Source organism: Paenibacillus radicis (ex Xue et al. 2023), from assembly GCF_024722015.1.
Lineage (GTDB): Bacteria > Bacillota > Bacilli > Paenibacillales > NBRC-103111 > Paenibacillus_S.
Genome location: NZ_JANQBD010000003.1, coordinates 19,227 through 38,776, shown reverse-complemented (window position 1 = coordinate 38,776; position 19,550 = coordinate 19,227). Strand labels below are relative to the sequence as shown.

The window sequence follows — 19,550 nt, the reverse complement described above, 5'->3', positions numbered from 1 at the left end:
TGAACCTCTCAGCGCATTAGACAAAAGAAAACCACAACACGAGGGTTAGTCGCATTGTGGCAAGAAAAATAGAATCGTATTCAAATACTCTAAATAACCAGTTGCAGATTGATTTATCTCCTAATAAATCTCTTCTTGCCAAATCAATTTGCTTTCCAGTATTTTCATTTTAGCATAATTCTCATTGAGCATAACTGCCCGTTAACATAACGCGGCTGCCGAATTGTGCTGGCAGCCGCGTCTTAGTTGGTAATTTCACTAACGTACTCCGATAGCTCAATGGCCAATAAAACCTCTTTATAAGTGCTTGTAATGATATAGGACGTCAGGCAAAGCTTCCCACCCATTCTTTTTCCAATACTGAATTGCAGTTGTATTCTCAAGGTATGCGAACAACATAGCGTGACCAAAACCCTCTTGTTTGAGTAAAGAAAGACTTTGCTGTACCATTTCGTTTGCTATTCCTTTATGTCGATACTCTTCCGAAACAGCAACATGATATAGAGAGCCGCTTCGTCCATCATGACCACATAATACCGTTCCTATAATATCATTACCCTTCTTAGCGACAGTGCTGAACTCTGGATTGCGTTTTAAATATGCGCTAATCCTCTCTCTACTATCGAACTCCAAAGAAATAGTATTACCAAAGATTTTTGACCAAAAATGAGCTATCTTATCATAATCCTCAATCCTCATTGGAAATATCTGAACTTCACTCATAACACACCTCCTCTTACGGCTTACACAACAATAATATTTTACCATTTATTGGAATTATAGGCTATGTTATTCTGCCCTTTACTTAAACGAGACTGCCGATTCATGTCGGCAGCCTCGTCCTGGTTTCTTAATGAACAAACCTTATCCGTTAGCTTAATGATTTATTGTTTAGAATACGCAAGGTTTCAATGGCTTTAATAACAACCTTTGTCTTTTCCTCTATTGAATTTTTATTGACTTCTAACATGTCTAAAATATCCTTGCTTTTCCTAATTAACAACACATCAGAGTACATATCGATGCTTTTCTCTTCAATAGTGCTAAGTGCTCTGACGGATTGATAACCGTTTAAGACTGCTTTATATACGTTATTATCAAAACAAAGCCTAATTACCGCTAAATCATGTATCCTCCATCCAAATGCGCAATGATCGAAATCGAAAATCTTAAATCCATGTACTGGACTATAGTGAACGTTAGACGGATTTAGGTCTCCGTGAATTAAGCCAAATGCCTCATTAGTTGAAGGAAGTTGATTAAATTGTTCATACATGAGGTTCGCACGAGTTTTAAAAAAGGTTATATCGGATAAATTTAGGGTTCCGATATACTTTTCCAAAGTTTCTAATGGCTCCTTTATCAAATATCCTTGATCAATTTTAATTCGAGAATGTTCGCTTTTAAACCCATCGGCCTTCTTATGAAGAGAAGCGACTAATTTCCCGAAGAACATTGCATCGCTAAGATTAATATTTCCTATATGACTCCCTTCAGCATGATCAAATAAGACTATATATCGAAGCTCATTTTTAAAAAGTACAGTGTTTAGGGTTTCATTTTTAATACTTCGAATTGGAAAAGCTACAGATACCCCATTACTGTGAAGATACTCCAGGAAATCCAGTTCAAATCGAATATCTGTAATATTTCTAATGTAGCTTTTTTTATTTTTATAAATCCTTAAAATAGATTTACTTCCATTCGCATCAATGGAGTAATGATCATTAAAACTTCCTCTTAGGAATTTACACTTTATTGGCCTTGAAAGATTGTATATCTCCTCTAAGGCATCAAGTAGTTGATCTTCTTCAATCATCTCACCGCTAATGATCATATCACTCCTATTTTCTTTTTTGCTCAATTTTAACACAATATGGAATTAAACTCTTCTCCTTTAGTTCAACGAAAAAGCAGCCGATCATTCTGGCCGGCTGCCGCTGAGTTCGTATTGAACTAACGTTCTGCGTAATGTCTGCTAGAGATGGAGTCTCATTACGGGGAGCTTCATATCAGGTCTAACGATTATTAGGTCAACCAGAAAATCTGGTTGGCCTTTTTTTAGGTTCGGTATAAGATGGCGGTAGCCGGGAGAACGAGCTCCTCTTAGAGGGAAAACCCTGGAACAAAAACTGTTCTCCCACTGCCACCCAATAACCATGTTTGAGCTGGTAGAGACCCAGATCTCGTATCACAAGCGAAGCTATGGCGTTGGAACTATCGTGGGAATGCCGGCGAAAATTCGTAAAGGAATGGTGAAATGGAACAAGTAGTAGGATTGGATGTATCGAAAGGAACTAGTGTGGCTCAAGCATTCACTTCGCGAAATGAAGTGGTTTGGAGGGTTATATAGTAATTAGTATAGCACCATCTTCCCCATATTCTATTGAAAAATCTTGACAAGTTTTTAGCAGGTTTAGCTTAATATTTTGTGTGCTTTTTGGTTCTCGGGATTGTATAGAAGTTCTTGTCTTGAGCTCACGACAAGAACTTCTATACAAAAAATAAAAAAGCCGCAGTTTATGCGACTTTCGTTGTATATGTTCTTGTCGTCCGACAGTATTGTAGGAAATCGGCCTTTTTATATATATTAATTACATCACCAATACAGTTTGCTTCAACTTTTGACTCAATGGGAAGATGAAGCAATTACTCAATTAGGTGATTAATCATGCTTAGTTACATACTTGAGTCATAAACCATCATCGTCCAGTTTTTCTATATCCTTTAAATAGAAATCTACAGGTTGTCTTTTATTTAGATGAGAACTCGTTTCAAATAGTGACACAGAGTTAGATGCAGCATCTGCGATTGGAACTAAAACGAGGCTTAATTCATCAATTAACCCTTCATCTAAAAAGGAGCCGTTTAAATAACCTCCACCTTCTAACATTAACTTATCGATGTTAAATAACTTTTTTAGTTTTTCAACTACTAGACGAAAGTTTAATTGTTCTTGTCCAGCGAAAATGTAAGAAATACCCATCATATTAAGATGAGCTAGGTAGGCGTCAGATACTTGTTCTGTAAGGACTTCTACTATATGATCCTCCGTCCTATCCTCATTCCATGGTGCTATTGAATTTTCTTCCCATCCTAATTTCCCAGAGGGGTCCACTGCTATAGCATTTGTCTCAGCATCTTTATTTGCTACGTAATCAATTTTGGGAATCATCTCAATGTTTTCATGTGCTAAATCTAATTTATGACCGAAAGTAAAGTGTTCCTCCATAGTAACCCTGCCACACATCCAGGCTTTACTTCCGTACCACCCATGAATTTTTTCGTATTCGTCTGTAAAATATGTGCTCGTTCCGCTCTCAAATAATCTCCAATGATTTTCCCATCCAATGAAGTTACCATGTGGCAAATAATATATGGCCTGTCCAATGTCATTTCCCCTTCTTCAGCAGACTAATATTCTAGGGGCTTCTTGATTAAATGTCATGCCTCATTTCTAATTAAGGCAGTATTTTACGACTACTTTCATTATTCTGTTGGTTTTAGTGATCCGTAAAAATATGAAGCTGTTGCTCCACCGTCAATTAGGAAGTCAGACCCGGTAATGAAAGCGCCATGTGGCATCATCAGCAACTCAGCCACATTTGCAACCTCATCTGCTGTTCCTGGGCGTCCAGCAGGGCACTTGGCAAACATATTCTTATAGAACTCTCCTCTTGGACCATTGAACTCGTCTATAGCCAATGGTGTTACGATAATTCCTGGAGAAATGGAGTTGATACGAGCCTCTTTTTCACCCCAACGTATAGATTCAAACATTACACGCTTCACATTGCATCGTTTCGCCATTTGATATGCGTGCAACGAATCCTTGATATTTTCAGGTCGAAGGACTTCCAAATTAAGGAGCTCTTCAGTTGGTGTCGTAGCCAGCTGCTCATCAATTTCAGTTCCCAATTGAGGCATTCTATGTCCAGACTGACTGGAAATTGTAACACCAACTCCTCCAGGAGCTATGACCTTACCTACTTCCTCCAACAATACTGCAGTTCCGTACAAATCCACCTTCAAAATCACTTCAATAGGTGCCTGACTAGGTGACACGCCGGCTGCATTGATAAGAGCAGTGATTTCACCATATTTCTGACCTTCTGCAATCAAGTTTAAAATAGATTCTCTGGAGGAAATGTCTGTTTCGACAGGCATCGCATCAAATCCGGCTTCTTTCATAATTTTTGTAGTAGCCTTGGCATTATCTAGGTTCTTATCACCAATAATAAGTTTCTTACCAAAACCGATTCTTCTAGCTATCGCCATGCCAATCTGTCCAGCACCAGTCCAAAGTACAACCTCTTTCATTGTATGTCCTCCTTATTTATATTCTAGGATCAATTCTCTTTTTACTTTGCTAAATCCAAATAAAATCTCCCGATCGCAATACCAAACTACTCCTTTCTTCTCGAATTGTTCCTGTTCTTTCAGAAATGTTGGAGGGTTAAATACCGTGACTTCTTCAGCAACATTATCAGTAGCGATAAATTCAGTGATGAGCGTATCAACGCCGGTTTCTTGTTTACCTTAAGTCTTTCTTTTTAAATCTAAGCTAACAGTTGATATTATTCATTAAGGTCGAATTAATACTTTGAGTGCTTCACGGTTGTCCATAGCTTGATAACCCCCTGGAACACCATCCAAATCAACCGTTACATCAAAGACACGACCCGGCTCAATTTTACCGTCCAAGATGTCGGGCAACAATTCTTCCATGTAAGCACGCGTTGGCGCTGGTCCCCCCGTAAGCGTAATATTACGCCCGAAAAGACTTGTAAAGCCGACGGGAGCTTCATCATACTGCGGAACACCAACGCGGCTGATAACTCCACCGGCCCGAACGGCACCAAGACTCATCTCGTAAGCAGGCATCAGCCCGACACATTCAAGAACAACATGTGTTCCTTCACCATTTGTCAGCGCTCGAACTTTCGCGATACCTTCTTCTCCGCGCTCATTAATAACGTCTGTTGCACCGAATTCAATACCAAGATCAGTCCGCTTCTTATGACGGCCCATAAGGATAATTTTCTTGGCACCAAGCTTTTTCGCTGACAGAACGGCAAGAAGACCAACAGCACCATCACCAATAACCGTTACCGTCGTGTTCTCATTAACGCCTCCCATCACCGCTGCATGATAACCAGTGCCGTATACGTCAGACAATGTCAAGAGGGACGGCAATAAAGGAGAGTTTTCGTCAATTTCATCAGGCAGTTTAAACATACTTCCCTGTGCTTGAGGTACTCTAACAAATTCCGCTTGGCAGCCGGTCATAAAGCCCCCATGCACACAAGAAGTCATCAATCCTTCTTGGCAAAACGGACAGGTGTTGTCACCATAAGCAAAAGGAACGACAACCAAATCGCCTTTCTGGAATCCAGAAACCTCCGAACCCATTTCTTCAATTTTTCCAATTACTTCATGCCCCATTGCTTCGCCCTCTCCATGCTCATGGGCATGCATGTTGTGATAAGGATGCAGGTCACTTCCGCAAATGCAGGCAGCAACGACTTTCAAAATCACATCCGATGGTTCTTGCAATTTCGGAACAGGGATTTCTTCTACGCGAACATCACCAGCAGCGTACATCATATTTGCTTTCATATCAATTCTCCGCCTTTTCTTAAAATTCAAATTACTGAGCTCCAACAACGGGATGTGGGACATACAGTTCTTCCAGGAATGAGACCTCTTCCGGGGTTAATTTCACCGATAGAGTACCTACAGAATCTTCAAGTTGAGCGATTTTAGTTGCTCCAACAATAGGAGCAGTCTGTAACAGCCATGCAAGCGCAACATGACTGCGGGGTACTGCGCGCTTCTCGGCAATGGACGCTACTCGCTCAATGATCAATCGATCTGCATCAGCAGTCGAATCGTACTTTGATTTTTGAATTTGATCCGTTTCTGATCTATGGGTAGTTTCAGACCAATCACGAATTAACCGTCCCGATGCAAGTGGACTATAAGGTGTCAACGCAATTTTTTGATCATTACAAAGCGGAATCATCTCTCTTTCCTCTTCGCGGTATATGAGGTTAAGGTGATTTTGCATGGAAACAAACCGAGTCCAGCCATTTTTCTCCGCCACATGTAATGCTTTTTGAAATTGCCATGCATACATTGCAGAAGCACCGATATATCTGGCTTTTCCAGACTTCACTACATCATGCATAGCTTCCATAGTTTCTTCAATAGGTGTGTCATAATCCCAGCGGTGGATGATGTAGAGATCTACATAATCAGTCCCTAGTCTTTTCAAACTTTTATCGATTTCACTCATAATTGCCTTTCGAGAAAGCCCTGCACCATTGGGGCCTTGATGCATACGTCCCCAGACTTTTGTAGCCAGAACAATTTCATCCCGGTTCGTATAATCTTTTAGAGCTTTCCCAATAATCTCTTCACTGGTTCCGCCTGCATAAATGTTCGCTGTATCAAAAAAGTTGATACCCAGTTCTAGCGCTCTTTTGAAGAGTGGGCGACTGCGCTCCTCATCGAGTACCCATTGATGTCCTCCTGGGAGCACATCTCCAAAGCTCATGCAACCCAGACAAATCCGAGAGACGTCCATTCCCGTATTTCCGAATTTTATATATTCCATCCAGAAAACCTCCTATAGTTTATCAAACCATTCATCATCGACGGCTTCAAACCATTCTGTTTCTCCTGGAGTCATAGCCAGATGTACAAACCAACTGTCTTTTGTCGCTCCATGCCAATGTTTTACGTTAGGTGGAATATTAACCACGTCACCTGTTTGGAGCAATCGTGCAGGTTTTTCTTCTTCTTGATACCACCCTTTGCCGCCGGTGACTAACAGAACCTGTCCAACCCGATGAGAGTGCCAGTTATTCCGTGCCTCTGGAGCAAAGGTAACATTTCCGATCGCGGTGTTCAGAGGTGTCGGATCTGTGAACACCATTTGTAGGTAGGCGTCCCCTATAAAGTTTGCTTTAACCTTTTCTCCTAATGGAAAAATAGTACTGTTGCGAAGTTGTTCATTATTCATCATTGATTCCTACTTTCAAAAGTTATTTAATAAGGGGCTAAGGGGCTTATTCCGATTTCGCCGCGGCTTCATTCACACACCGGAGAGCATTTAGACTGCGCGGATAGCCGATGAAAGGCAGGCATTGAGAAATAACTTTGATAAGGAAACTCTTATCATTTCCAAGCCTTATATTAGCGGCAGCATGGCTGGTCAACTGAGGTTCGCATCCACCCTGAGCCAAAAGAAAGCAGAATGTAATCATCTCTCTTTGTTTGTAGTCAAGCCCTTTTCGCGTATAGTAATCCCCAAAGCAGTTAGATGCGAGCCAGTAATTGATGTGCTTGCTCTCTTCCGGTCCCGACTGCCAGAAATCCCGCATATGTTCTCCGAAGATATCTACCTGTGCCGCAATCCCTGCTTCTAAACGAGTTTCTATAGTTGTGGTTGATTGCCCTGACAAAGGCAGTTCAACCCCTCGTGAAGTTAAAATCTCATTCACAGCATACAGAAAAGGCAAGACTCTTCCTATGCCCATATAAGGTACGGACTGATAAACAATCTCTTTTGTTTCCACTGGAGTAACACCAAAGTTTAGTGCTGCTGGATGCATAGCTCTAAACTCATCTATACCCTGACAACCGATTAAAACGGACAAAATGGCCATCATACGAGTTCTGTCATTTAAGTCGTCCTGATTCACGACTTCATCAAACGCGAAATTATCAAAGCGCTCAATAAACTCGGGATCTGTTTCCAAAAACCTAGATACGTAACGTGGAAACATTTTTTCATGATACATTTGAGCTGCATCCGTGATATTCATCGATTATTCTCCTTTTTTATCAGGGTTACAAAGTAGACATATCGATAACAAATCGATATCGTACATCACTGCTTACGACACGTTTGTATGCTTCGTCAACCTGATCGGCACGAATGACTTCAATCATAGGAGCAATCCCGTGTTCTGCTGAAAAGTCGAGCATCTCTTGTGTTTCTTTAATTCCCCCAACGTTCGATGCCGTAATACTCCGACGTCCGGCAAATAAGGAAAAGACATTATAAAGATCGGGCTTGTTGGGCAAACCAAGATTAACTAGTGCCCCATCCACATTAAGAATGGACAGCAAAGCATCAACATCAATATTTGCAGATACGGTGTTTAGAATCAGATCAAATTGACCAGCCAGCTCAGTAAACGTTGCAGGATCAGTGGTTACATAGTAGTGACTTGCGCCAAAACCAAAAGCTTCATCTTTTTTGTTACTACTATGACTAAGAACAGTCACTTCTGCCCCCATCGTATGGGCAAACTGAACAGCCAAATGGCCAAGTCCTCCCATTTCCAGAACAGCAACCTTCTTCCCTGGTCCCGAGTTCCAGTGTTTCAGAGGAGAGTACCGTTGTAATACCTGCACATAACAGCGGGCTGGCAACGTCCAGTTCTAAGCCGTCTGGAATACGAACAACAAACTTGTCTTTAACAACGATCTTTTCACTGTATCCACCATTTGTTAATTCTCCGTCGTGGCCAATGGAGTTAAATACAACAACGACTCCTTTCCTGCAAAATTGAGGGACTTCCCCATAAAATCCCATGGAGCTAATAAAAATTAGACGTCTTAAGCCCGTTGCGAACATGGCTGCCACGATGGTTTCAGCCATTTTTATTAATTGGCCAGCCAAATTGGCATACACGACATCCTGCCCAGCCATCGCATCTTTTAATTGATCCAGATTTAAAACATCACCTTCAATGACCCTAACATGATTAGATTCCAAATGCTTTAACCTTCCAGCATTACGCAGGTAGAGTGTTAATTGTGTATCTGTTTCCCTTAGGAATAACTCAATGACTACGCGAGCAATTCCTCCGTTTGCTTCAAGGATCAAAGCCTTACTCATCATCATCGCTCCTCTATTTGCAAATAAGTTTATATTCTGGAGTTAACTCCAAGTCAAGCATTCCAAACTAAACCTTGATTAATTAATGAACTCATGTCTAGAATTATAAACGATGACAATAAACCTTCAATGGTTAGATCTGTTCCATTTGTTAATTACTGAACAAAGGATGCTAAATTGTCTACTATTTCACATAATCGAGGTGTTCCATGTGGTGAAGGCCGATCGAAGAATAAAGAAAACCCAAGATGCTTTAAAAAATGCAGTTTTAGAACTTATGGAAGAATAGAGCTTTGACAATATTACGATCCAAGACCTTTCTGATCGTGCCAACGTGAGTAGGGGAACGATTTATCTTCATTACATGGATAAGTATGACTTGCTGGACAAGCTTATCGAAACGCATATTAAGGAACTCGGAGATCGATGCAAGGCAGCAGCAGATTTGGACTTCACAAGCGGTTCCCTTATTTGGACAGAGTATTTCGAAGAAAACTATCGTTTTTTTTCGATGATGTTAGCGAGTAAAGGAGCTCCTTTTTTTCGTAACCGATTCCTCGAGTTCCTGCTTGATGAGTTTAAAGATGAGGTCGATATATCCCAGGGAAAAAATAAGGATCTAAATGAGAATATGGTTATCAGATTTATAGCTTCTGCTTATGTGGGGGTCGTGGAATGGTGGTTCATGAATGAACGACCAATTACCTATCAAGCTTTAGCGGAACAATTAGGTACGTTGTTGGAGAGGAATTGCAACTAGCTCTATCTTTAAAAACAGCAGCCGATTATGATCGGCTGCTGTCGTGTTGCTTGGAACTATCGTTCTTTCGTTAGTGGAACACCTTGTACGGCACGGCTATTTCTCCAACTCATACCGGGCCGCGATAATGCCCGACTTGAGCGTTCGGCTAGACAGCAGCTTGAGCCTGATTTTCTCACCGTCTCCGTGGAATACCGATTTTCCGCCGCCCAAGATGACCGGACAAATCGTCAGCAGGAATTCGTCGATCAGGCCGAGCTCAAGCAAAGTCTTCGCCGCCCCCGGACTGCCGAAGATAACGAGATCTTTGCCAGGCTCCTCCTTGAGTGCCTTGATTTCCTCTGTGATATTGTCCTTGATCAGCATCGTATTGTTCCATTCCACAATGTCCATCGAGCCGGAAATGACGATCTTCTTAACATCCTGCAGCCATTTGGCATGCTCCATACCGTGCCTCGATGCATTCGGATTGTCCATCACCGTGGGCCAGTAGCTCTCCATCATCCGATACGTCGTGCGTCCGTATACGGGAGAGCCGACTTCGGCTACGACCTCCTCGGCGTATTTCTCTAATTCCTCATTGTATGGAATCCAATCTAGTCCTCCGTTCGAATCCGACGCATACCCGTCCAGCGACACATGCATAAACAGCACGAGTTTTCTCATGTTTGCTTCTCCTCCGATTTCGAATTTAGTTGTTCAATTTTTTGGCAGTAGGCCCGTGTTTCGTCCTGCTCTTACGTTCACTATAATTCATTACGTTACGTAAGGGTCAAGTGGAAATCTGAATTTTTCGAAGAGAACAATGTTGCGTAAATCTGCCCGTCCCTCAGTTTTAAGGGTTTATCTCACGTATACTCACTCATTCGCAGGATTTCATCACCCGGAAGATAACGATTGCTTGGAAAACAAACTCATTTGGTTAAGTGGCCTTTATTTTGAGCATGCGGAAATAGAGGAACCTTAAAAGTCATTTCCTAAATTTTACTCTAATGCACGCTTATTCCACAAATACCTTGGAAGCTTACCATCCCATGGCTCTACGGGTCTAGGCCCTTACATTCCATCGTCATACCTGTCCAAGGCGTGGAGACCGATTGCGTTTAGCGGACGGGTCTAAGTCCTTTCGGGCAGGAACTCGGTTCTCCGTGCTTTCTTTGTAAAATCCTGCGAATGAGTCAACCTACGTGGTATTCAAACGTTTTATGCGGCTTGAATAAGGATGTGACTTGCCTTCTCGGGCGAAAATGTTTCTCCTCTTTGGACGATACTAATCAGGATTCGAGCTACTTTTCCTAGAAGTTTAACTACGGACCTCTGCTTCTTCATATGCTTAACTTTAATGTTATACTCATGTAACTCTTGAAAAACGGGATTGATACCTATGAGCTGTAGGGTAGCGAGAAACAGATATTTACGTAAGGTGGAAACTCCACGTTTCGATATGACAATCTGCCCTTTCCGTTTTCCTGACATACTTTCAGCTAGATTGAGACCGGCTTTTCTCAATAACTGACGTTGTGCCTGGGTTTATTTTGATTTCTTCAGAATGCAGTAATTTTAGAATGTCCGTGGGCGTATATGCCAGAAAGATAGGATTTATAGGCTCAAGCCGTTCGATTTTTCCATCTCCCCAGAGTGCTGCAATACCATTCATTCCTGCAGCAGAAGCTGCTCGCAAGTCAGAGGGCTGGTCTCCAATGTAAATGCAACTCTCTGGTGGTGGAGAATCAGCGGTTCGGGATGAGGTTTATGTATTTGAGTATCTTCTTGAGCTATGACCACATCAAACAAGTTGTCTAGATTCTTTAACTTCAGCTCATTTTTAACATGGAGTCGTCGTTTAGAAGATACGACTCCCATACGATATCCTCTTCGTATTAATTCGCACAATAAGTCTGTAACACCTGCATAACAAGGGATTTGTTCAGCACGTTCATGGTAAAAACAAGTCCCCGAGTCAAGAATCTTTCTTGCCAAATCAATATCAAACCATTCTTGGTAAACTATTGGAACAGGACGACCTAGAAGTTGAGCAAATTCCTCTTCCGTAGGCTCCCTACCGAGCATTTGCATAAATCCATAACGTGTACCTTCTTTTGCCAATGATTCGCTATCTTGAATAGTTCCATCCAAGTCCCAGAGGATAACAGAGATCAAAGAATCGCCACCTTTTTCCATAACGATGTAATTTATTTCTAGATCGTTACTTCATTCTCCTGCCCAATTGTTGAGCTGATCTGCTCGTTAGCCATTCATGCAGCGCAAGATCAACGCTGCACCACTGAGGATGAAAATAGCTATGGTGCCATAGAGCCCAACCGTTAGTCTGACTCCGACCACCACGGTGCATCATAGAATATCGCACCCGATATGGGTAGCACTTATGGGAGATTAATCCTTTTTTGGTTGTTGCACCAGTCTTGCCTTTACTTGTTGTCAGTAATCGTTTTGCTCCAACTTATATCATTACTCACGTGGCTCAGCCTTTTTTTAAAAGTGTAATGCTGGGTCTGTTTTCCTATGCTCTTTTACTGGTTTTGAGCCAATTTAATATTCATGGGAGCTTAATGAGTGCAAACAAACTGATCTTTTTAACATGATCAACATACCTTAGTTTCATTTGAATCTTGAATTTGTTATGAGTGGATTTCTATGTCGAAAAACGGACAATGTTTGTGTCGCCGTCTCGCGACAAGAACATTGTCCCATTATTAAAAAAGCCGCAATATAAGCGACCATGAAAAGGATAATGTTTGTGTCGTCCGACAATCTCATTCCGGACGATGTAATTCTTTTCTATATGCCTGTTCTGTCATAGTCCCTCTAAGTTTCATGACTCGCCACCATTTCTTTCTCAACCTCGTATTTCTTCATAAATAGGAGTGCTGCCCGTTACTTTAACGAATCCAGGGAGGAACTGCCTTGTGGCGAGTTGCTCTCTGGTTATTGCGCTAACGTTTTTTGTTACCTCAATTAAAACGCTGTTCAATGTGTAATGTGACTACGTCGGGAATGTTACAAAGTTCTAGTCACCCATCGAATGTTATCAAGTTCTTGTCAATTCGTTTTGACAAGAACTTGATAACATAAAACAAAAAAACCGCAATTTATGCGGCATTTAATGTTACTATGTTCTTGTCACCCGGCAGTTGACAAGAACTTGATGTCATAAATGATAAGAACTTTATCCCATTACCTAATGGCTGAATACACGTCACCGCTGGCAGACGGCACGCCCAGCGACCGTCGCTCGGCATCCAGGCCCGTCAGGATCTGTCTTCAACACAATTCTAAACTATCTCAACTACCCTTACATAACGGCTGCTAAGTTACAACAACCTCCTGTTTTGCGTTAAACTGCCCGTTACTTCCCGCGGTATTAATGGATTTTCTCACGTTTACTCGCTCATTCGCAGGATTATACCTCTTGGTAAAAAGGGTACAACGGTATAGAAGTGTTGGTGGCAACACCCAACGGCCATGAAGAAATACTGAAATAGAGGATAAGACTTAACTTCCTCATTATTCCATTTACTGCACGCATTTTCCACAAAGCCCTCGGAGGTTCACCCTCCCAAATCTCAACTGTTCGCGATAATATAATATTAGACTGGGATCCCTTAACTATCAAGGAATCCCGGTCATTATAATTGCCAAAATATCAATAATAAGTTTTAGACTCAATATCAGATTGAGGTGTTGCTTAAGTTAAATCCGAATAATAAAGTTTTCTACGCCGGGGAAGATGCCCGGCGTCTTTCTTTTTTGAACCCTAGTACGAGCGTGCTCTCCGTTAGCCTTAACCTTGTGCCGCATCCATGTTCATGTAGTTAATGGCCCACAGATGGCCGTCCAAGTCCACGAAGCCCCAATGATACATGAACCCATGATCTTCAGGTTCAGCGTGCAATTTCCCGCCCAAGGAGACCGCGGTATTCACGATTTCATCGACCTTTTCCCGGCTCTCGAAGGCCAATGCGATCGTCATCTGCGCATACTTGCTCGTATCGACGGATTCCTTCTCCGTGAGCGTATTAAAGAATGCTTGATTGATCAGCATGACCTGCAGGTTGTCGCCGATCACGATGGCTACCGAATTCTCGTTCTCGGGGAATTGCGGGTTGAGCTCGAATCCGAGTCCGGTGAAGAACGCTTTCGATTGTTCTACGTTTTTTACAGGCAGGTTGAAGCTCGTGAATGCGGACGTTAATGCCATTTTCAAAACACCTCTTCGTCAAATTAGTTTGTGTTCATTTATGCCTTCGTTTATATAGACGACAGCCGATCCGGGAATTCATCGGTCTCATGGATTCGGAAGCCCGTTAATTTTGAAAAAAAACTTGGTATTGAGTTCGGATACCCGCCATTCCCGTAAGGTTGCTTATTCTTATTGTGCAGGGATAAAGATTGAACCTCTCTAAAAAGGAATTCGTTTGAATATATGACAATTAAAGGTTGGGTATCGAGTGACGGAATGAGGGAACGGTATGGAAATTAAAGATAAAACCGAAGTACGAAAAAAAAAGTTCGAAACCGTCGCCATTTCAGTATTAGGTTAAATGTCTTTTTCATGCTTACATTTCTCCTGTTCTCTTCACTAATCGTACGTTTTGCTTATCTACAGTTCGTCGAGGGTCCGAGTCTCTAGGAACGCCAGACAAGCATGATCACGAAGGGCGTATCCATCCCGCCCATCCGCGGCAATATTTAAGATTCGGCGGGACAGCAGATCGCATATTCGATCTCAACTCAGTCCCTATACTTTACTTTCAAAACAGGCTTTAAGCAAGAAGCCGCGGAGGCGCTGGCTGCAAAACTCGTGCAGCTGTTTAACGAAAAAGGCGATGCGAATTCCAAGCCGTTGACGACTCAGGAAGTTATCGAGGCTATGGACATCAAAGGCAGAACGCATCTGCCATTCCAACAACGACGGATCAAATCGGGACTGTCGCCAGGACCGCCAACTTCAATATATTCTTCATCGCCAATTACAATCGGATCGAATGGACCAAAGTTACATGATTCGATTATGCATTCACGATTTAATGACCATTCTCTTCTTAAGTGAGAGTTATGTTCATTCACTTCTAATATGCATTGAACAATCTTAGGAAACCTAACTCCTTTAATGAGTTCCTCTTTAAACTGCTGTATAGATTGATTTATAATCAAAAGAATGTTGAAACGCTGCAGAGAAATTTACCCCCAAAGATCGCACTTCCCAACCAATAATCAAGTTAAATTAAGTATATCATTATGAAACAGCATTGGAAGTATCCTGCCAGTTAGCTTAATACTCTGTCGAATTGATTGATTGCAGTGATTTGGCTAGTATATAACCACGTTATGTAACCATTGTCGGGAATGAGATAATGTTCTTGTCAATTTCGGGAATGGGATAAAGTTCTTGTCATTGAAATTTGACAAGAACTTTATCCCATAACACAAAAAAGCCGCGATTCACGCGGCAGTTAATGAGATAATGTTCTTGTCACCTTCCTAGTAATACATTTTGCATTGGTTATCTCCATTACTTGTTTTGGTTCGCTCTTTATAATTACTTCAACTACTTGTTTTTTTCCAATATCTTCTTGATGCCTAAAAAATATTTTTGGCAAGCTCTTTTCTAGCATTTTGTTAACTTGAACCCAGTCAGGGACTCTTTCTCCTTCTGAATTTGCTTGTGCAATATCTTTCCATTGGTATAAATAGTTTAAACAGATCTCAGTTGTTACTCGATTCATGATCCAGTGAAACATACTCGTTTACTAGAACGTAGGTTATTTGGGATGCGATTAGAAGGTGCATTATAATTAGCCAAGAGCGCTGCAATTACACCGGCAGTAAATCAAACATCTTTAAAAAGCGAAAAATCAACTAATGGAGCATTAAGCCTTTTTTGTCTTCTTACAAAAAAGATAATAGCTAGAGCACCAATCACGCGCTTCTTCATCCAGATTTCGCAAGCGGAGCTGCAATTCGCCTTGAACGAAGCGGCAACTTCCTACGATTTGCTGCTTGATCCGCAAGGCGAGAATAGAGCGGGGCGCATCGATTGAAGCGTAACTGAGCTTGAATTTGAGCGATAAGAGGGACAGAAGCAGCTCACGGTCAAGTTCAAGCAATAGAGTGACAACGACGATTCAAGCCCCGGCGACAATTATTGTGAAAAGCACCGCCCCATTTTCTAACATTCAGAAACTGGGGCGGTGCTTTATTTTATCACTGTAAACGCAACGCGGGTTCCTTCATTCGACGAGCTTGCAATTTGCAACCCTTGGCCGAACAATTGTTTCAGCCTTCGGTCGGTATTGAGCAGCCCGATACCGCGTTTCCAATCGGAACGACTGTTATCCAGCAAGCTGTGCAGCTTGTCCTCATCGATGCCCGGTCCGTCATCGGCAACAGCAATGCGAACGCTGCCTGCCTCCTCGGCAATCGAGATCCTCACGGTTCCGCCGCGAATACGACGGCATACGCCGTGGCGGACGGCATTTTCGACTAAGGGCTGGATCGACAGCGGTGGAACTTGACATTGCAGGTTCGAGTCGATTTCCCACACGATGTTCAGCCGGTCTTCGAATCGTTCCTTTTCGATAAACAAATAGGAACGAACGAGATCCAATTCATGCTGAATCGGCACCAGCTTCTCCGTGTTTGCGAAGTGAAAGCTTGTTTTCAAATAGTTTCCGAACGCATCCAGCAAGCTTCGCATTCTCAATGTATCAATTTCACTTAGCGCAGCGATCGAATTTAACGTATTGAACAAAAAATGCGGCTGAATTTGCGCTTGCAGCCAAGCGGCTTCCAATCTCAGCCTCTCCCTCACCGACGCTTTCAAATCGGTCAACGCCCTCACGCGAGATTTTAACTCCGTCGCTTCGACCGGCTTCATCACATAGTCGTTCGCACCGGATTGAAACCCGGCTTTAATGTCTTCCGTTCGGCTGCGCGCGGTTAGAAGCAATATTGGAAGCTCCGAAATGGTGAATCGGTCCCGGATCGTTCGGGCGAGCTCATACCCGGACATCTGTGGCATCATGACATCGGAAATAACGAGGTCCCACTGCTTCAACTCAAGCAGTGTCAGCGCCTCCTGGCCGCTGGATGCCGTAACTACCTCATAACCGTCCGCGGAGAGCATATTGACAAGAATGCTCAGATTCAGAGGATCGTCATCTACCGCCAACAGGTTTGGACGATCCGCTGCTCTGTCCACCGGCGCATTTGCCGCAATCGAATCCGCTTCCACGGTATATTCCGTCGTCGTTGTGAGCAGCGGCAATACGAACATCCCTCCCGCCTCATGGTCCTGCTTCCGCTCCCTCGTTTCGGGAGCTTCTTCAACAAGCGGCAGCGTGAACGTAAATACCGATCCTTGGCCCGGAGCGGCATGAGCCTCGATCGTTCCTCCATGAAGCTCTACCAATTGCCGCACGATGCTCAGACCTAGCCCGAGCCCTCCTACTGCACCAGCACCGAAATTACCTTGCTCGTACGGCTGAAATATACGCTGGATCGTCTCGTCATTCATTCCGATGCCCGTATCCTCGATGGAAATATGGGCCTTTCCTTCCCGGATGACAGCCTCGACCTTTACGGTTCCTTCATTCGTGAATTTCACCGCGTTATGAAGCAGATTAAACAAAATCTGGATCAATCGGTTCTCATCGGCAGTCACTTGAGGAAACGTGCTCGAAATATGACTGACGAACCCCACCCGTTTGCCGTCTGTCATAAACCGAAGCATATCGATGACTCCCGCAACAAGAGATTGAATAGTTACATTCGTCTTATGCAGAACGATTCCCCGTTCGTGCAGCCGTGTTAAATCGAGCAGGTCTCCGAGCATGAAAGACATTCTACGGCCCACCGTAACGAGTAATTCCAGATCACGCCGGTTTTTGCCATCCATCGCTTTCTCCCCGCTATCTAAAACCGATTGAGCGATGTTGAGCATGCTGTGCAGCGGATTGCGCAATTCATGCGACGTATTGGCAAGAAAATCATCCTTCTGCTTGTCAGCGAGCTGCAGCTTAAGAGCCAGCTTCTTCGTTTGTTCCGCCGTCCGGAAATAACGTTTGAACCAGTATGCTACGAAAGCGAGGAAGGTTACGATGTAATCAATCGGGTAAAAATACAGCTCCATCAGATTAGCGGTCTTCACAAAGCTCCATATGACATTAATTACAATCGCCGTTGACCCTATCAAAAAATAAATCGAGTCGTGTTCTCCACGGGCTACAGCGCGAAAAAAATGCCACGCGAGCACAAACGGGGCGAATACCCCGACAGGAATATATAGATACCAATATAGCTGCGTGTATTCATACGAAACAGCGACAATCAACAGTATTAATACAATACAAAGTGCCGTATACAAGTGAATAACCCTCCGCGAACGCGGATGAGGTACTAGACCCGTGGCTAGCTGGACCATAAACGCATTAAGGGCAAGCAGCGATATAAGAATCAGCTTCACATGCCACTCGTACGTGATCGTCACCCACGTCAGCAGCATTTTGTCGTCGGACAGGAGCGCCAGCATCATCGTACAAAAGTTCATCATGAAAAAATGAAGCAGCGCGGGCTCGCGGGTTCCAATAACGAAAATGATAAAGGTGTAAATCATATGAATGGCTAGAAAGGTACAAAGCAGCAGTTGCATACCGACCGAAAAAAAAGCATGCCCAGTCACCGCATCCAACCTGCCAAATAATAGCGACTGCACTATCCCGCCCATACCCTTATTATGAAAATTCGCCACATGGATGACCACATCGATTTCACTTTTGTCCGTATTGAAAAAGGCCGTATACAATACCGCATCCGGCCTATATTCCCTCGAATCCGCTCCCGGTTGCCCTGCATGTCCCTTGGAACGTCCGTCAATAAATATTTCGGATGAACTAGCGATATCCTGGGCCCGGATACCGAACGATTGATCCTGCTCAGGGTCTACCAAAATGCGCAATCTATAAGACCCGTAGCCGAATGTTGAGCCTGACGATTGGGATGATATCCAGTTCTGAGGTACCTGAATATATTGACTTCCCGCTTCTTGCGGGCTGGTGTCTTGCGAATTAACCATGATTAGCTGTTCCGGGTAAAATGCCCACTGCCCATCCAGCTTTAAAGGACCTGTCTGCTTGAAATTCCATCCCCGCAAATCCAGCACACCATTAATGGCTTTCGGTTGGTTGGCCGGAGTCGCTTGGAGGGTAATCCATACGAGCCGGATAGCGGTAAGCAACAGGATCAACGTTGCGATAATGATAATAATTTTACGTTTCGTCATCATAGTGGAGATATTCGTCAAAAAGTGCGTATTTCCTCTATTTCTCCACATTAAGCTGCTCATGCCTTACGGCTGGAGTAGCTTAAAACCGCCCTTTGCTTAAGAAGTCTTTATCGAAAGTTATCTCACTTATCCTCAGAATCGTTCTGCAAATACAACTGTAAAGTTTCCCTGGCGACATCCAGACTGCGCCTGATATGAGCACGCATCGCCTTCCCCACTGCAATAACGTTTAAGTTATTCAACGGTTTCGTATTACCTCTTATGTCGGGAATGAGTCAGGTTCTTGTCAATTTCGGGAATGGGATCAAGTTCTTGTCATTAGATTTTGACATGAACTTGATCCCATAAAACACAAATGCCGCGATTTACGCGGCTATTAATGAGATAATGTTCTTGTCACCCGACAGTTTGTGTTAAGCTACCCGTTCAATGGCCATGTGAGTGAATAATTCATTAAAAATCCAAGCTTTAATATCACCACGATTATGCGCATATGTTTGTGTCGTGAACTCGCGTCACAAACATAGGTGCTTTGAAATAAAAAATCCCCGATTGACGGGGATCTAAAAGCA

General features: G+C 43.0%; 15 protein-coding genes and 3 pseudogenes. 1 reads left to right on the top strand and 17 read right to left on the bottom strand.

The window, feature by feature from the left end; genetic code table 11:
- Positions 1-297: 297 nt before the first annotated feature.
- The 10 genes and pseudogenes from NV381_RS05025 to NV381_RS04980 all read right to left on the bottom strand — a co-directional run.
- Positions 298-723, bottom strand: a complete 426-nt coding sequence (locus tag NV381_RS05025) for a GNAT family N-acetyltransferase (RefSeq protein ID WP_258212181.1) — start codon at positions 721-723, stop codon at positions 298-300.
- Between the two features lie 148 nt (positions 724-871).
- The gene (locus NV381_RS05020) at positions 872-1,873 is read right to left on the bottom strand and encodes a phosphotransferase enzyme family protein (protein WP_258212180.1); all 1,002 of its coding nucleotides are present in this window, start codon (positions 1,871-1,873) and stop codon (positions 872-874) included.
- Positions 1,874-2,692: 819 nt separating this feature from the next.
- Positions 2,693-3,232, bottom strand: coding sequence for a dihydrofolate reductase family protein (locus tag NV381_RS05015; RefSeq protein ID WP_258212179.1), 540 nt, complete (start codon positions 3,230-3,232; stop codon positions 2,693-2,695).
- Positions 3,233-3,489: 257 nt separating this feature from the next.
- The gene (locus NV381_RS05010) at positions 3,490-4,320 is read right to left on the bottom strand and encodes an SDR family oxidoreductase (protein WP_258212178.1); all 831 of its coding nucleotides are present in this window, start codon (positions 4,318-4,320) and stop codon (positions 3,490-3,492) included.
- Between the two features lie 264 nt (positions 4,321-4,584).
- Positions 4,585-5,649, bottom strand: coding sequence for a zinc-binding dehydrogenase (locus NV381_RS05005; RefSeq protein ID WP_258212177.1), 1,065 nt, complete (start codon positions 5,647-5,649; stop codon positions 4,585-4,587).
- 1 nt (position 5,650) lies between these two features.
- Positions 5,651-6,619 carry an aldo/keto reductase gene (locus tag NV381_RS05000; RefSeq protein WP_258212176.1) on the bottom strand — a complete coding sequence of 323 codons (969 nt, stop codon included), beginning with the start codon at positions 6,617-6,619 and terminating at the stop codon, positions 5,651-5,653.
- Positions 6,620-6,631: 12 nt separating this feature from the next.
- On the bottom strand, positions 6,632-7,027 hold the full coding sequence (locus NV381_RS04995; RefSeq protein ID WP_258212485.1) for a cupin domain-containing protein: 396 nt from the start codon (positions 7,025-7,027) through the stop codon (positions 6,632-6,634).
- A gap of 46 nt (positions 7,028-7,073) precedes the next feature.
- Entirely contained in the window at positions 7,074-7,832 is a 759-nt protein-coding gene (locus NV381_RS04990; RefSeq protein ID WP_258212175.1) for a carboxymuconolactone decarboxylase family protein, read from the bottom strand.
- Positions 7,833-7,857: 25 nt separating this feature from the next.
- Positions 7,858-8,584 (bottom strand): annotated as a pseudogene (locus tag NV381_RS04985) (NAD(P)-dependent alcohol dehydrogenase); the annotation flags it as partial.
- 33 nt (positions 8,585-8,617) lie between these two features.
- Positions 8,618-8,914, bottom strand: a pseudogene (locus tag NV381_RS04980) (NAD(P)H-binding protein); the annotation flags it as partial.
- 169 nt (positions 8,915-9,083) lie between these two features.
- Between NV381_RS04980 and NV381_RS04975 the strand changes: the two are divergent.
- Positions 9,084-9,674: pseudogene (locus NV381_RS04975) on the top strand (TetR/AcrR family transcriptional regulator).
- A 96-nt stretch (positions 9,675-9,770) separates the two neighbouring features.
- On the opposite strand, the gene NV381_RS04970 reads toward NV381_RS04975, so the two are convergent.
- The 7 genes from NV381_RS04970 to NV381_RS04945 form a co-directional block, all read right to left on the bottom strand.
- Positions 9,771-10,340, bottom strand: coding sequence for a dihydrofolate reductase family protein (locus NV381_RS04970; protein WP_258212174.1), 570 nt, complete (start codon positions 10,338-10,340; stop codon positions 9,771-9,773).
- A gap of 537 nt (positions 10,341-10,877) precedes the next feature.
- A complete protein-coding gene (locus NV381_RS04965) occupies positions 10,878-11,183 on the bottom strand; it encodes an IS110 family transposase (RefSeq protein WP_258212173.1) in 306 nt (101 codons plus the stop codon).
- Positions 11,155-11,355, bottom strand: coding sequence for a hypothetical protein (locus tag NV381_RS38370; protein ID WP_419182243.1), 201 nt, complete (start codon positions 11,353-11,355; stop codon positions 11,155-11,157). The genes NV381_RS04965 and NV381_RS38370 overlap by 29 nt, the downstream gene beginning before the upstream one ends.
- Positions 11,328-11,834, bottom strand: coding sequence for an HAD family hydrolase (locus NV381_RS04960; RefSeq protein ID WP_258212172.1), 507 nt, complete (start codon positions 11,832-11,834; stop codon positions 11,328-11,330). The genes NV381_RS38370 and NV381_RS04960 overlap by 28 nt, the downstream gene beginning before the upstream one ends.
- 1,642 nt (positions 11,835-13,476) lie before the next feature.
- Positions 13,477-13,893 (bottom strand): VOC family protein, encoded by a 417-nt coding sequence (locus NV381_RS04955; RefSeq protein ID WP_007729208.1) that lies wholly within the window; start codon positions 13,891-13,893, stop codon positions 13,477-13,479.
- 1,255 nt (positions 13,894-15,148) lie between these two features.
- Entirely contained in the window at positions 15,149-15,421 is a 273-nt protein-coding gene (locus NV381_RS04950) for a hypothetical protein (RefSeq protein WP_258212171.1), read from the bottom strand.
- 470 nt (positions 15,422-15,891) lie between these two features.
- Positions 15,892-19,026 (bottom strand): ATP-binding protein, encoded by a 3,135-nt coding sequence (locus tag NV381_RS04945; protein WP_258212170.1) that lies wholly within the window; start codon positions 19,024-19,026, stop codon positions 15,892-15,894.
- Between the last annotated feature and the right edge of the window lie 524 nt (positions 19,027-19,550).